Genomic DNA, 13,696 nt, shown 5'->3' on the forward strand with positions numbered 1-13,696 from the left:
TTCTGCTCGGGAGTGCGTTGTGCCCGATCATCCTCAAACCTCACGCAAACTACGGCTGTGGGAAGCGCTGGCCCTCTCCGTCGGACTCATGGGCCCGACCCTGGCCATGGGCCTCAACGGGGCCGGTGTCGCGGCCACCGTAGGCAAGGCCGTACCGCTGGTCTTCCTGCTCGGCCTGCTCGGCGTCGGCCTCGTGGGCTACGGCTTCTGGCGGCTGACCCAGCACTTCCACCACGCCGGCTCCGTCTACGCCCTGGCCGGCGCCACCATCGGCCCCCGCGCCGGCTTCTTCGGCGGCTTCGCGCTGCTCGGCGCCTACCTCGCCTTCCTCATGTGCACCCTGGCCGCAACCGGAGTCTTCGCCCATGCGTTTCTGCGCGCTCTGGGCCTGACGTCCACCGGCCCGTGGGCGGCCTTCGCGGTCATCGCCGCCCTGGGCGTCACCCTGCTCAACTCGCGTGACACCCGGCTCACCGCCCGCACCCTGCTGATCGCCGAAGGCATCGGGATCGCGGCCATGCTGGCCCTCGCCCTCGTCGTCATCGGGCGCACCGGCACCGGCACAGCACCGCGCCACCAGTCCTTCGACCTGTCGGCCTTCACCCCCGGCACCGCCACCTACGGCGCGATCATGACCGCGACCGTCTTCGCCTTCCTCTCCTGGGCCGGATTCGAGGCGTGCGCCTCACTGGGCGAGGAGACCGACGACCCCAAGCGCAACATCCCACGCGCCCTCGCGGGCAGCGTGCTGCTCACCGGTGTGCTGTACGTCCTGATGATGTTCGTCCAGACCATCGGGTTCGGTACCGACGACAAGGGCGTGCGTGCGTTCGCCGGGGCGCAATCGGCCCTTGTGACGCTCTCCGGCAGCTACATCGGGACCTGGTTCTCACTCGTCGTCGCCTTCACCGCGGTTGCCTCCGCCTTCGCCGCCGCCCTGTCCTCGTCCGCCGCCGCTGCCCGCATGGTCTCCGCGCTGGCCCGCGACGGCTTCGGCCCGGCCGCGCTCGCCCGCACCGACCCGGCAACCGGCTCCCCCTTCAGGGCCCTGTGGCTGTGCGGAGCCGTGGCCGCCGCGCTCACGGCCGTCATGTACGGCCTGGGCACCACCGCCTTCGACACCTACTACTGGTACGCGACCATCGGCGTGCTGTGTGTCCTGGTCGTCTACGCGGTAGCCGGAGTCGGCGTGATCGTCTTCACCCTCTCCCGCCGCGGCAACATCCCCCGCCATGAGCTGATCGTCCCGCTCGCCGGTCTGGGCTACCTCTGCTTCGTCTTCTACCAGCAGTCCACCGGCCAGAGCGCGCCCTACACCTACTTCCCATGGATCGCCGCCGCATGGTGCGCGACCGGCCTGGCCGTCGTCCTGCTCGCCCCCTCTCTGGCCGCGCGCATCGGCGCCCGCCTCACCAGTGAACTGAACCGGGGACAGGGCGACCGCCGGCAGCAGAGCCCCGAACCGCCCGCCGCCGAAGCCATGAAGGTGACCCCATGACTCCCCGCACCGACGACTACGCGACCGTCTTCGTCGCCACCTGCGACCTGGCCGGCCAGGTACGAGGGCGGGCCGTGCCGCCCTCCGAACACGAAGCGGTCCTGCGCAGCGGCACCGGCTGGGTGCCCGCGAACCTCGCGATCTCCTCGTTCGGGCCGATCGCTCCCGACAACGTCTTCGGGTCCCGTGGCGACCTGCGGCTGATCCCCGACGCAGGCACCGCCGTCGCCATCCCGGCCGACGGCCCCACTCCGGGGATGCTGCTCTACCTCGCCGACCAGAGACTGCCGGACGGGCAGCCCTGGGCCTGCTGCCCGCGCACCTTCCTGCGGGACGCCCTCTCCGAGCTGCGCGAACGTACCGGCCTGGAGGTCGTCGCCGCCTTCGAGCACGAATTCGTGCTCGGCGATCTGCCCGAGAGTGCTCCGTTCTCCCTGCGACGCTTCCGGGACGCCGAACCCTTCGGCACCGATCTGGTCAGGCTCCTGGAACACACCGGGCTCGAACCGGAGACATGGATCCCCGAGTACGGCGACGGTCAGTTCGAGGTCACCCTGCGCCCCGCCCCCGCCACGGTCGCGGCCGACCGGGCCGTCCTCCTCAAGGAACTCGTCCGCGACCTGGCCCGCCGCCGTGAACTGCCCGTCACCTTCGCCCCGCTTCTGGACACTGGGGGAGTGGGCAACGGCGTCCACCTCCACCTGAGTCTGCGCGACACCGACGGACGCCCCGCGCTCTACGACCCGCAGCGCCCCGGCCGACTCTCCGCCCTCGGCTCCCGCTTCAGCGCCGGCGTCCTGGCCCACGCCCCGGCCCTCACCGCCCTGACCGCACCGAGCCCGGTGTCCTTCCTGCGCCTGACGCCGAACCGGTGGAGCGCGGGCGGGGCATTCCTGGCCGAGCGCAACCGCGAGGCGCTGCTGCGCATCTGCCCCACCACCGAGCTCGGCGGCGCCGGCCCCGCCGCCCAGTTCAACCTCGAATACCGCGCCGCCGACGCCACGGCCAATCCGTGGCTCGCTCTTGGCGTCCTCATCCGCGCCGGGCTGGCCGGCCTCACCGGTGACTACGACGAGCCCACCGTGTGGCCCGAGGACACCGACCGGTCCGTGCTCGCGCTGGCGCCGCCCCTGCCCACCACCCTCGACGAGGCGCTGGAGGCCCTGGAGAAGGACCACGTCGTCCGGTCCTGGTTCGACCCACGACTGCTGGCCACCCACCTCTCGGTCAAGCGGTCCGAACTCGCCCAGCTCGACGGTCTGGACGACGCGGCACGCATCGGAAAGGTCCGTCATGTCTACTGAACGACTCCTCGCGGAGATCGACCGGCTCCCCCTGGTGGACCATCACGTCCACGGTGCCCTCCGCCATGGCGCCGACCGTTCCACCCTGGAGCAGATGCTCACCGAATCCGACCGCCCGATCCCACCGTGGATGACCCAGTTCGACTCGCAGATCGGCTTCGCCGTCCGCCGCTGGTGCGCCCCGGTCCTCGGCCTCGAACCGCACGCCGATCCCGAGACATACCTGGCACGGCGCTGCGAACTCGGCGCCGACGAGGTCAACCGCAGACTGCTCGGCGCCTCCGGCATCGGCCACTATCTGCTGGAGACCGGCTACAAGGGGGAGGACATCCTCGGCCCCCAGGGCATGGCGGCCGCCTCCGGACGCCCCGTCGACGAGGTGGTGCGCCTGGAGGCCGTACTGGAGGACGTGGTGCGCGCCGGGGTCACCGCCACCGAACTCCCCGACCGGTTCCGGGAAACCCTGGCCGCCCGCACGGCCACCGCGGTCGGCCTCAAGAGCATCGTCGCCTATCGCCACGGCTTCGACTTCGACCCCGCCCGCCCCGACGAGGACGAGGTGGCCGCCGCGGCAGACGCCTGGCTCACCGAGTGCGAAGCCACCGGAACCGTCCGCGTCAGCCACCCGGTGCTGCTGCGCTTCGCCCTCTGGTGCGGTGTCGACCGAGGTCTGCCGATCCAGCTGCACGCCGGCTACGGCGATCCGGACGTCGAACTCCACCGCTGCGACCCGCTGTTGCTCACCCGGTTCATCAAGAACGTGGAACGGTACGGCACCGACCTGCTGTTGTTGCACTGCTACCCCTTCCAGCGCAACGCGGGCTACCTCGCCCAGGTGTTCCCGCACGTCTACTTCGACGTCGGCCTCGGCATCAACTACACCGGCATGCGCTCCGACGCCGTCATCGCCGAATCACTCGAACTCGCCCCCTTCGCCAAGATCCTCTTCTCCTCCGACGCCTGGGGACCGCCGGAACTGCACCATCTCGGCGCCCTGTTGTGGCGCCGCGGCATGGCCCGGACCCTCGGGGCGTGGACCGACAGCGGGGAGTGGGACCTCGACGAGGCCCTCAAGGTGGTGCGCATGATCGGCCAGGACAACGCCCGCCGCGTCTACCGGCTGGAGGACCGGGCATGACGAGCCGCTACCTCACCACGTTGGCCGCCGCGCTCGAAGAGGAACTGCCGGCCGCCGCGGCACTACGCCACCGCATCCACGCCCGCCCCTGCCTGTCCGGCGCCGAGGCCCCCACCCGCGACCTCGTACTCGCCGCACTCCCGGCAGGCCCGACCACCAAGGTCGCCGACACCGGCGCCGTCGTCCGGATCGGCGGACCGGGCCCCGCAGTCGCCGTCCGCGCCGAACTCGACGCCCTCGCGGTGCAGGAGCAGACCGGCGTGGCATGGACGTCCGAACACCCCGGCCTCATGCACGCCTGCGGCCACGACGTGCACCTGGCCGCGCTCACCGCACTGGCCCGGGCCGTCGGCCGGGTCGGCGGCCCGGCTCCACTGCTGGCCGTTCTCCAACCGAGGGAGGAGACCTACCCCTCCGGCGCCCAGGACATCGTCGAGGACGGCATCCTCGACCGGGAGGAGTGCGGGGCGGTGATCGGGGCGCATGTGCAGCCACTGCTACCGGCCGGTACCGTCGCCTGCACCCCCGGTGGCGTCAACGCCTCGGCCGACGAGTTCACGGTCACGGTGCACGGCCGCAGCGGCCACGCCGCCTACCCGCACCTCACCCGCGACCCCGTCGTCACCCTGGCCCATGTCATCGTCGCCCTGCAGAGCCTGGTCAGCCGCGGCACCGACCCCATGTCCCACGTCGTACTCAGCGTCAGCACCCTCGCGGCCGGCACCGCCGCCAACGTCATCCCCGGCACCGCCGAGGCCCGCGGCACCCTGCGCGCGCTGAGCCCCGCCGACCGGGAGCTCCTGCACACCCGGCTGGCCGAGGTCGCCGGTCTGGTGGCGCAGGCCCACGGTTGCACCGCGCGGGTGGACATCACCCGCGGAGAACCCGTGCTCGACAACGACGCGGCGCTGACGTCCGCCACCGGACCGCTGCTCGGCTCGCTCGGCCTGAGCGTCGGTGACGACCTGCGGTCCGCTGGTTCCGACGACTTCTCCTTCTTCTGCGCACATCTGCCGTCGCTGATGCTGTTCGTGGGCACCCACGGCGGCACCGAACAGCTGCACTCACCCACCTTCCTGCCGCCCGACGAGCGGATCCGGGACGTCGCCCACGCCATGCTCGCCGGCTATCTGGCCGCCGCGGAACGGACCACCTGAACTTCCCGGGCGCCCCGCCCTTCGCTTCCCAAGGACCACACCATGACCACGACCGACACCCACGGCACGCCCCGCCCCGGCTCGGCGACCCAGCACCACGTGTCCCTGGCCGAGACGGCCACCGCCCACAACTACCAGCCGCTGCCCGTGGTGGTGGCCTCCGGCCAGGGCGCATGGGTCACCGACGTCGACGGCCGCCGCTACCTGGACTGCCTGGCCGGATACTCGGCCCTCAACTTCGGCCACAGCCACCCCCGGCTGACCGCCGCGGCCCAGGAGCAGCTGGCACGCCTCACCCTGACCAGCCGGGCGTTCCACAACGACCGCCTCGGTCCCTTCTGCCGCGAACTCGCCGAACTCGCCGGCATGGACCTCGTACTGCCGATGAACACCGGCGCCAAAGCTGTCGAGACAGCGATCAAGGTCGCCCGCAAGTGGGGCTACGCGCGCAAGGGCGTGGCCCCGGACCGCGCCACCGTCATCGTCGCCGACGGCAACTTCCACGGGCGCACCACCACGATCGTCAGCTTCTCCACCGACCCGGTGGCCCGCGACGGCTTCGGCCCCTTCACCCCCGGCTTCCGCACCGTCCCCTACGGCGACAGCGCAGCGCTGGAAGCGGCGATCGACGAGAACACCGTGGCCGTGCTCCTCGAACCCATCCAGGGCGAAGCCGGCGTGCTCATCCCCCCGCCGGGCTACCTCCAGACCGTACGGGACGTGTGCACCCGCGAGAACGTGCTGTTCATCGCGGACGAGATCCAATCCGGACTCGGCCGTACCGGCACCACCTTCGCCTGCGACGCCGAGGGCGTCACCCCCGACGTCTACGTCCTCGGCAAGGCGCTCGGCGGAGGCATCGTTCCGGTCTCCGCCGTGGTCTCCCGCCACGACGTGCTCGACGTCATCCGCCCCGGCAACCACGGCTCCACCTTCGGCGGCAACCCGCTCGCCGCCGCCGTCGGCCACACCGTCGTCGAGCTGCTGCGCAGCGGTGAGTACCAGACACGGGCCGCCGAACTCGGCGAGCGGTTGCGCGGCCGGCTCGAAGGGTTCGTCGGACGTGGCGCGGTCGCCGTCAGGTCCCGCGGCCTGTGGGCCGGCATCGACCTCGACCCCGCCTTGATGACGGGACGCCAGGCATGCATACGTCTCCTGGACCGCCGTGTGCTCGCCAAGGACACCCATGGCTCCACCATCCGGCTCGCCCCGCCGTTGGTCATCGAACCCAACCAACTGGACTGGATGTGCGATCAGTTGGGTGAGGTCCTGACCCTGTCCGGCGGCTGACACCTGCACTGCTGGCGCACGTGTTCAACGCCGGCGCGCTCATAACGCCTTCTGCTGCCGGCAATTCAGCAGTCCAGCCGTCAGCCGACGCCGAGAACGCTGGAGAGCGGCTCGGCGTCGGCGTTGGCGTTGGCGCTGGCTTCGGCGTCAGGTTTGGCTTCGGACCGCGAGGCAGCTACCCGCGGAGTTGCGTGGCGATCTCGTGGGAGAAGGCCGCGACGCGGGTGTAGACGCCAGGGGTGGGGGTGGAGTTGCTGCTGTGGGACAGCCAGCTGACGATGCCGATCAGTGTGCCGTCGGCGACGAGCGGGCCGCCGCTGTCACCTTCCGCATGGTGGGCGCCGGTGACGGTGTCGTTGGCGCAGGTGTGCATCTTGGGGTCGAAGTCCCCGGGGTTGAGCCGCTGGCAGGTCCGGTCGGGGAGGACGCGCAGTTTCGCCGAGCGCAGGACGTTCGCCGGGCGGTCCTCGTTGTCCAGCAGCCCCCAGCCGTAGACCCGTGCGCTGGTGCCCGGACGGTACGGACCGGTGTCGGCGGTGGTGGCGATCGGCAGCGGGGTGTACTTCGTCGGCATGGGCTTGTCGAGGGTCAGGACCGCCACGTCGTTCTCCAGGTGCCGGCCGAACCGCGGGTGGATCCAGACCTTCCGCACCTTGCGCATCGTGCCGTCATGGCGGCGCAGGTCGGTGCGGCCCGCGACAACTCCCACATCGGTGGGCTCTTCGTCGACCACGCAGTGCGCTGCGGTGACGACCTTGACGGGGGTGACCAGGGTGCCGCCGCAGAACTGGCCCGAGCGGGGGTAGCTGTCGGTCTGTCGCCACAGGTTGATCGAGACGGCCCATGGCGCCTGTTCCGTGGTCGACTTCTGCCCGCCGATGATGGCGTGGGCGGTGGCGGCCGGCAGCACGGCGAGGCCGGTGCCCACGAGTGCCAGGAGGCAGGCCAGGGCGGGCAGACGCGCTGTCGTGTGTCGTCGTGTCATCGTCATTCCCCTTCCTGTCCGGCTATTTGGTCCTGGAGGAGTGGGTAGTAGGAGGCGGTCTTGTTGGCGACGCCCGGGTAGAGGCGGTCGGTGCAGCTGCCGCCGCCACTGATGACCCCGACGAGCCGGCCCTTCACGACCACCGGCCCACCGCTGTCCCCGTAACAGGCGTTGACGCCACCGGCCGGGTAGCCCAGGCACATCGTGTAGCGCTTGTCGTAGCGGCGGCTGCCGTACGCGGTGACGCAACTTTCGTCGCCCCGGTTGGGGAGCAGCGCGGTCTGCAGCGGCGGCACGCGCCGGTCGTCATCGCGGCCGGTCGTGGAACCCCACCCCAGGACCCTGGTGGGGGTGCCCTCCTCGTACAGCTGCTGCTGCGCCGGGGTGGCCAGCGGCAGTGTCGGGTAGGGCATGGGGGCGTTGAGGGTGAGCACGGCGATGTCGTGCACGTACTTGGCGCCGCTCCCGTCGGTGACGGCCTTGGGATGGATCCACGCCTTCACGACCTTGCGGACCGTGCCCTTGCGGGTGTCCCGAAGGTCTTCCCGTCCGCCGACCACCCGCATCTGATCGACGGTGGCCGGGTTCACGCAGTGGGACGCGGTCAGCACCTTGCGGGGTGCGACGAGCGTGCCGGCGCATTCCGGGTTCTTCACGTCATCCGCCGACGTCAGGGCGACCGCCCAGGGGTACTTCTTGATGTCGGCGCGGTCTCCTCCCACCACCGCGCCGGCCGGCGGGACGGCCGCCGCCACCAGTGCCACCCCGGCCAGCACCGCACCCATCAGGACACCGCGGTGTGTCCTCGCCGCGTTCCTTGCTCCCGTTGCTTCCGTTGCTCCCATTGCTCCTCCGTGACGATCGAACAATGCCGCCAAGTGAGAGCACGGGCAGCGCCGCACGGTTGTCCACGACACGGTGGCTCTTGCGGATCACGGCCATGGGGGGGCGGCAGTTCGGCCCTTCGCATGCCGATCGGGAGGAGCGTCCGGAGGTCCGGTTCCCCGGGCACGCCGCGGCCACATGAGCCGTGTCATCCGGCGGGGCGCGCCATCCGGCCGGGCCGTGTCATCCGGCGGGCAGGCGGACCACGAAGCGCGCGCCCGCCGTGTGGCCGGCGTCATGGGTCACTTCACCGCCGGCGGAGCGGGCCAGGCGTCGGGCAAGCGGCAGACCCAGGCCCGCTCCGGTGTGACCGTCCGCGGGTTCGGCGCGTCGGCCCGGTTGGAAGAGCTGCGCGGTGAAGGTGGCCGGGACGCCGGGACCGTCGTCGACGACCGCCACGCGAGTGCCGTCGGGCGCAGGCGAGACCTGGAGGGCGACCCGCGAGCGGGCGTAGCGCAAGGCGTTGTCGATGAGCGGGGCGACGATGCGCTCCAGCAGCGCGGCGGGCACCCCGGCCATCACGGTGTCCGGGCCGTCAAGCGTGATCTCGGCGCTCGTGGTCTCGCCGCCCGTGCTCTCGGCAACTGGGGTGTCGGCGCCCGCGGTCTCGGCCATCGAGACCTTGGCCTTCTCGTGGGGGCTGTGCTGACCGGTGAAGCGGCGCAGTACGGCCATGACGTCCGTCGTGCCGGGAACGGTGTGTGCGCCGGCCCGGGCGTCGTCCAGGATGGTCTCGCAGATGGTGCGCATGGAGGCGGCGGCCTCAGCGATGGAGGTATGGGTGGCGCGGGTCTCGTCGGTGGAGCGGGGACGGGCTTGCCACCAGTCGAGTTCGGCGGTGATCCGCGCCAGGGGATTGCGCAGCTCGTGGGAGAGCTCCCGGGTGAGTTGTTGTTCGTGGCGCAAGACGGCACGGATCCGGTCGAGCAGTTCGTCCAGCGAGGCCCCGAGCCGGGAGAGTTCGGCGGGGCGGTCGCCGGTGCCGAAGCGCTCTGGGGAGGCGACCACGCTCCACCGGGTGGCCTGTTCCGTCATGGTCCTGACCGGACGCAGCGCGCGCCCCACCGCGAGCCGGGTCAGGACGTAGGTACAGGCCAGGACGGTGGCATCGAGCGCGAGGGAGGCGATGAGCAGGGTGTCGGCCGACGCACGGTAGGGAGCGAGGTTTATGGCGGTAACGACCGTGACGGTGGCGGTGCGCCTGGCACCCGGCCGGACTCCGCCCACGGGCTCGGCACACAAACGTATGCGACCTCCGGCCGTCACGTCGTTGCAGCGCTTGTCGCCGTGCGCGGCGAAACGGGTGGCGGCCCGAGTGATCGTGCCGTCGGCCGCGGCTGAGTCGGGGTGCTCCAGCAGCCGGGTGCCCGCGTAAATCCATACGTTGGTGTCCAAGGCGGCGTCGTCCGGTGTTTCCAGGACGCGTACCGGCTGGTGACGGGTGTCGATGGTCGCGGCCACGGCACTTGCCCGAGTGCGCAGTTCGTCGTCCGCCTGTTGCTGGAGATGGTGGCGGACGATCGCGTTGAACACGACGGTGAGGACCACCATCACCAGCGTGGCAGTGGTAAGCGCCACGAGGGACAGCCGGCCCCGCAGCGTACGGGGGCGGCAACGGCCGGCCAACGCCGACATGCGGCGCGGGGCGGCGGTCATGAGAGCCGGTGCCCGATTCCCCGCATGGTGCTGATCGTCAGGCTGCTGCCCGCCTCCCGGATCTTGCGGCGCAACCGGCTCAGATACTGGTCGAGGGTGTTGTCGCTGACCTGCGCGCCTTCGGGCCAGCCGGCCCGGACGAGTTCCTGTCTGCCCACCACTGCCCCCAGTCCCGCCATCAAAGCGGCAAGGAGCCGGAATTCGGTGGGTGTCAACGCCACGCCGACGCCCCCTGCACACAGGCTGTGGTGCACCGGATCCAGGACCAGGTCCCCAGCGGCCGTAGGCCGGGCCGGCCCGGATCGCTTGAGGGCGGCGCGCAACCTGGCGGTCAGCTCGGCGAGATGGAAAGGCTTGGCGAGGTAGTCGTCACCACCGGCGGAGAACCCGCTGAGGCGGTCATGGAGCCGGTGGTGCGCGGTGAGGAAGACGACCGGGCGGGAGAACCCCTGCGCCCGCATCGCCTGGCACACGTCCCGCCCGTCGGCATCCGGCAGCCTGACGTCCAGCACCACCGCGTCCACGCTGTCGCCGGTCAGCCGGAGAGCGGTCGCGCCGTCCTGAGCGGCCAGCGTGCCGAAGTCCTCGTCACGCAGTCCACGGACCAGCACGTCCCGCAGCGCGTGGTCGTCCTCGACGATCAGAATGGTGGGACGCACAGTTGATCACCTCACAACAAGCTCGGGAGCCGGGCCCGGGATACCGCATGCGCCCCCACCTTTGAGCAACACTTCCGGTCGGCCAGCAGGCCGGTAGGTGGCGACGACAGTGACGGCGAACCGACTACAGTGCGGTAGACGGTCTACGGCACTGTAGACGATGAAGGCGGTAGGGCTCGTCAGTGTTCGTCGACAGCAGGGGCCCTCCGTTGTCGGCCCAGCGAACCATCAGTGTGAGACCGGTTCCCTGCGCCGGGTCGTTGCCCACAGGAGTAGGGCGGCGAGGCTGAAGGACGTGCCGAGGGCTGTCACGGCCGGCCAGCCTGCCGTCGCGTAGGCGAGGGAGGAGCCGAGGGCGCCGAGGCTGCTGCCCGCCGAGTAGAAGACCATGTAGCCGCCGATGATCCTGCTGCCCGCGTCGGGTCGGACGGCGTGGATCAGGGTCTGGTTGGTGACGTGGACGGCCTGTACGGCGAAGTCCAGCAGGACGGCACCGATCGCCAGCGCCCACAGCGAGTGCCGGGTCAGGGTGATCGGAAGCCAGGAAAGCGCCAGCAGGGCGAGGCCGACGCCGGTCGTGCGCTGGGCGAGTCCCCGGTCGTTCCAGCGCCCGGCCACTCCGGCGGCGACGGCCCCGGCCGCTCCGGCGAGCCCGAACGCGCCGATCGCGGTGTGCGACAGCGACCACGGCGGGCCGCTCAAGGGCTGAGCCATGCCGCTCCACAGCGTGCTGAAGGCCGCGAACACCAGCAGGGCGAGCGCGCCCCGGATCCGCAGCAGCGGATGGCGGACGAACAGGGTGACGGTCGAGGCCACCAGTCGTCCGTACGACTCCTCGCGCACCCGGGCGGACGGTGCGCCCGAGGGCAGAACACGACGCAGCAAGAGGGCGAGGACGGCGGTGACGCCCGCGGACGCCAGGTAGACCGCCCGCCAGCCGGCGAGGTCGGCGAGTACGCCGGCGGCGGCGCGGGCCAGCAGGATTCCGGTGACGATGCCGCCGGTGACCGTTCCTACGGCGCGGCCGCGCCGGGCGGGTGGGGTCAGGGCGGCAGCCGCCGCGACCATCGTCTGGGCGACGACGGCGAGCAGCCCGACCACGGCGAGTGCGCCGAGCAGCGCCCCCACGCCCGGCGCCAGCCCGGCGACCAGCAGCGCCAGTGCCAGCAGCCCGAGTTGACCGGTGACCAGGCGCCGATGGTCGAGCAGGTCGCCGAGCGGTACGAGGGTCAACAGGCCAGTCGCATAGCCGAGTTGGGTCACCGTGACGATCGCGCCGAGCAGCCCGGAGCCGAGCGCGAACCGCTCTCCGAGGGTCACCAGCAGGGGCTGTGCGAAGTAGACGGTGGCCACGGAGCTGCCGCAGGCGAGGGCGAGCAGGGGCACGAGCCGGGCGGGCGGCGACGGGTCCGGCATCGACGCCGTGGCATGCGCCTCGGGGCCGCCGGTTCCGCCGCACTCGCCGACCGTACCGGAGCACTGGATCGCCATATCGACACGCCTTCCGCTCGATTCGGTTGCATCTTGCTACCGACGTGACCGTAGTCATTCGAGGTAGCATGTTGCAACCACCCTCGGAGAGGGGTCCGGGGAGCTGGAGGAGAGGAGCCACGGATGGTCGCCCGCACCCGTTTCGACGCCGACCCCTGTCCCGTTGCCCGGTCGGTGAACGCCATTGGCGATTGGTGGTCGCTGCTGATCGTGCGGGACGCCTTCGACGGCAGCCGCCGGTTCGGCGAGTTCCAGCGCAGCCTCGGCATCGCCAAGAACATCCTGGCGGCGCGGCTGCGTGCGCTGGAGAAGGCCGGGGTGCTGCGCGGTGTGCCCGCGCCGGACGGCGGGTCCCACCGCGAGTACCTCCTCACGGACAAGGGCCGCGCCTTGTTCCCGGTGATCGTCGCCCTGCGCCAGTGGGGCGAGGAGGAGTGCTTCACCCCGGGCGAGGACCACTCCCGCCTGCTGGACCGCCGGACCAGCCGCCCGTTGCGCCGTTTGCAGATCCAGGCGGCGGACGGCCGGCCGGTCGGACCCGAGGACACAGTCGTGGAGAAACTGCACGAGACGGAGAGGGCTGAGAAGGAGTAGGCCGAGACGGGGAGGGGCGAGACGGAGAGCGACGAGACGGCCCCTGTGCCTCGCGCGAGGGTTTGCGCCAGGTCGCCGACTCTCCTGGCGCTGCCGGCCGGGTCGTGAGACATCATGCCGCTCATGACCTTTGCCCTCACACCCGCCATCCCGGCTGGGGCCCTGTCCGCTTCCGCTCAGCCCTCGATCGCGTCGGACGACGGTGAGTTGCTGTTGCGGCCCTGGGAGGCGGCCGACGCTCCGGTCCTGCAACGTGCCTTCCAGGACCCGTCGATCCGGCGCTGGCACACGCACCATGTGACGTCGCTGCAGGAAGCCCGGGACTGGGTTGCGGCCTCCCACCGGTCCTGGGAGCAGGAGCGAGCCGTCCAGTGGGTCATCTCCCGGGCCGATGGTGAGGTCGCCGGCCGGATGTCGCTGCGTTGGATGGACCTTCTCCATGGCCTCGCCGAAGTGGCGTACTGGGTCCTGCCCCACGCCCGTGGTACCGGTGTCGCCCCGCGTTCCCTGGCCGCGTTGGCCGCCTGGGCGCTGAACGAGGCCGGCTTTCACCGCCTTGAACTCGCTCACTCGGTCGCCAACGACGCCTCCTGCCGGGTGGCCACCAAGTCGGGCTTCGCTTTGGAGGGCACTCGGCGCGGCGCGCATCTGCAACTGGACGGCTGGCACGACATGCACCTCCATGCTCGTGTCCGGGGAGATGCTTGAGCGGACCGAGTGGTCTGTGCATGCGGTTTCTCAAGGCTGGCAGCCCGTCTGCCAAGGGGCGCGGGCCGAACGCCCGCCTCCCATACGGTCGTTGATGGTCCACGTCACGTAACGGTCCCCGTCATGTAGCCGCGAGAGTGGTTTACCGTTCCCGTCCGTGTGAACGCGCTGGCTCTGCGGCGTTCGTATGCCAAGTGTGATGAGCTATGAATTCACACGACATGAGCACTCCGCGCGTGACTCCGGGTACGGACGACAGCAAGGCATCGGGCGAAGCGCCACTCGCCTCGGATGCCTCGCCCGCCAGGCACCCTTCGCCCGTTACACATGC

At 71.1% G+C, this 13,696-nt stretch carries 12 protein-coding genes; 7 read left to right on the forward strand and 5 right to left on the reverse strand.

All coding sequences use genetic code 11. The features are described 5' to 3' along the window. Nucleotides 1-19 precede the first annotated feature (19 nt). From ACZ7MX_RS18210 to rocD, 5 genes are read left to right on the forward strand one after another with little or no spacing between them, the layout of a single operon-like run. Nucleotides 20-1,498, forward strand: coding sequence for an APC family permease (locus ACZ7MX_RS18210; protein WP_472133208.1), 1,479 nt, complete (start codon nt 20-22; stop codon nt 1,496-1,498). After that, a complete protein-coding gene (locus ACZ7MX_RS18215; protein WP_472133210.1) occupies nt 1,495-2,802 on the forward strand; it encodes a glutamine synthetase family protein in 1,308 nt (435 codons plus the stop codon). The genes ACZ7MX_RS18210 and ACZ7MX_RS18215 overlap by 4 nt, the downstream gene beginning before the upstream one ends. Continuing rightward, nucleotides 2,792-3,940: an amidohydrolase family protein gene (locus ACZ7MX_RS18220; RefSeq protein ID WP_472133212.1), complete on the forward strand. Its 1,149-nt coding sequence runs from the start codon at nt 2,792-2,794 to the stop codon at nt 3,938-3,940. The genes ACZ7MX_RS18215 and ACZ7MX_RS18220 overlap by 11 nt, the downstream gene beginning before the upstream one ends. Continuing rightward, on the forward strand, nt 3,937-5,097 hold the full coding sequence (locus tag ACZ7MX_RS18225) for a M20 metallopeptidase family protein (RefSeq protein WP_472133214.1): 1,161 nt from the start codon (nt 3,937-3,939) through the stop codon (nt 5,095-5,097). Before ACZ7MX_RS18220 ends, ACZ7MX_RS18225 begins: the two co-directional genes overlap by 4 nt. A gap of 42 nt (nt 5,098-5,139) precedes the next feature. Continuing rightward, nucleotides 5,140-6,387 carry an ornithine--oxo-acid transaminase gene (rocD, locus tag ACZ7MX_RS18230; protein ID WP_472133216.1) on the forward strand — a complete coding sequence of 416 codons (1,248 nt, stop codon included), beginning with the start codon at nt 5,140-5,142 and terminating at the stop codon, nt 6,385-6,387. 175 nt (nt 6,388-6,562) lie between these two features. Here the strand turns inward: rocD and ACZ7MX_RS18235 are convergent, their stop codons facing one another. From ACZ7MX_RS18235 to ACZ7MX_RS18255, 5 genes are all read right to left on the reverse strand, one after another. Next, entirely contained in the window at nt 6,563-7,372 is an 810-nt protein-coding gene (locus tag ACZ7MX_RS18235; RefSeq protein WP_472133218.1) for a S1 family peptidase, read from the reverse strand. A 2-nt stretch (nt 7,373-7,374) separates the two neighbouring features. Further along, on the reverse strand, nt 7,375-8,157 hold the full coding sequence (locus tag ACZ7MX_RS18240; RefSeq protein ID WP_472133220.1) for a S1 family peptidase: 783 nt from the start codon (nt 8,155-8,157) through the stop codon (nt 7,375-7,377). 283 nt (nt 8,158-8,440) lie between these two features. Then, the gene (locus ACZ7MX_RS18245) at nt 8,441-9,892 is read right to left on the reverse strand and encodes a sensor histidine kinase (RefSeq protein WP_472133294.1); all 1,452 of its coding nucleotides are present in this window, start codon (nt 9,890-9,892) and stop codon (nt 8,441-8,443) included. A gap of 17 nt (nt 9,893-9,909) precedes the next feature. Then, complete coding sequence (locus ACZ7MX_RS18250) at nt 9,910-10,572, reverse strand: response regulator transcription factor (RefSeq protein ID WP_472133222.1); 663 nt, start codon at nt 10,570-10,572, stop codon at nt 9,910-9,912. Nucleotides 10,573-10,800: 228 nt separating this feature from the next. Then, nucleotides 10,801-12,063, reverse strand: coding sequence for an MFS transporter (locus tag ACZ7MX_RS18255; RefSeq protein ID WP_472133224.1), 1,263 nt, complete (start codon nt 12,061-12,063; stop codon nt 10,801-10,803). Between the two features lie 123 nt (nt 12,064-12,186). On the opposite strand from ACZ7MX_RS18255, the gene ACZ7MX_RS18260 reads away from it, so the two are divergent. Together ACZ7MX_RS18260 and ACZ7MX_RS18265 are read left to right on the forward strand one after the other, a co-directional pair. Then, nucleotides 12,187-12,657: a winged helix-turn-helix transcriptional regulator gene (locus tag ACZ7MX_RS18260; RefSeq protein WP_472133226.1), complete on the forward strand. Its 471-nt coding sequence runs from the start codon at nt 12,187-12,189 to the stop codon at nt 12,655-12,657. A gap of 123 nt (nt 12,658-12,780) precedes the next feature. After that, entirely contained in the window at nt 12,781-13,365 is a 585-nt protein-coding gene (locus ACZ7MX_RS18265) for a GNAT family N-acetyltransferase (RefSeq protein WP_472133295.1), read from the forward strand. Nucleotides 13,366-13,696 lie beyond the last annotated feature (331 nt).

The sequence above is a fragment of the Streptomyces sp. NPDC107765 genome, assembly GCF_055657085.1.

Excerpts from the sequence above, each read along its gene's own strand:
- ACZ7MX_RS18220 (WP_472133212.1), top strand. The coding sequence starts at position 2,792 with ATGTCTACTGAACGACTCCTCGCGGAGATCGACCGGCTCCCCCTGGTG.
- ACZ7MX_RS18240 (WP_472133220.1), bottom strand. The coding sequence starts at position 8,157 with ATGGGTGCGGTGCTGGCCGGGGTGGCACTGGTGGCGGCGGCCGTCCCG.
- ACZ7MX_RS18260 (WP_472133226.1), top strand. The coding sequence starts at position 12,187 with ATGGTCGCCCGCACCCGTTTCGACGCCGACCCCTGTCCCGTTGCCCGG.
- ACZ7MX_RS18235 (WP_472133218.1), bottom strand. The coding sequence starts at position 7,372 with ATGACACGACGACACACGACAGCGCGTCTGCCCGCCCTGGCCTGCCTC.
- ACZ7MX_RS18245 (WP_472133294.1), bottom strand. The coding sequence starts at position 9,892 with ATGTCGGCGTTGGCCGGCCGTTGCCGCCCCCGTACGCTGCGGGGCCGG.
- ACZ7MX_RS18255 (WP_472133224.1), bottom strand. The coding sequence starts at position 12,063 with ATGGCGATCCAGTGCTCCGGTACGGTCGGCGAGTGCGGCGGAACCGGC.
- ACZ7MX_RS18215 (WP_472133210.1), top strand. The coding sequence starts at position 1,495 with ATGACTCCCCGCACCGACGACTACGCGACCGTCTTCGTCGCCACCTGC.
- ACZ7MX_RS18265 (WP_472133295.1), top strand. The coding sequence starts at position 12,781 with ATGACCTTTGCCCTCACACCCGCCATCCCGGCTGGGGCCCTGTCCGCT.
- ACZ7MX_RS18225 (WP_472133214.1), top strand. The coding sequence starts at position 3,937 with ATGACGAGCCGCTACCTCACCACGTTGGCCGCCGCGCTCGAAGAGGAA.
- rocD (WP_472133216.1), top strand. The coding sequence starts at position 5,140 with ATGACCACGACCGACACCCACGGCACGCCCCGCCCCGGCTCGGCGACC.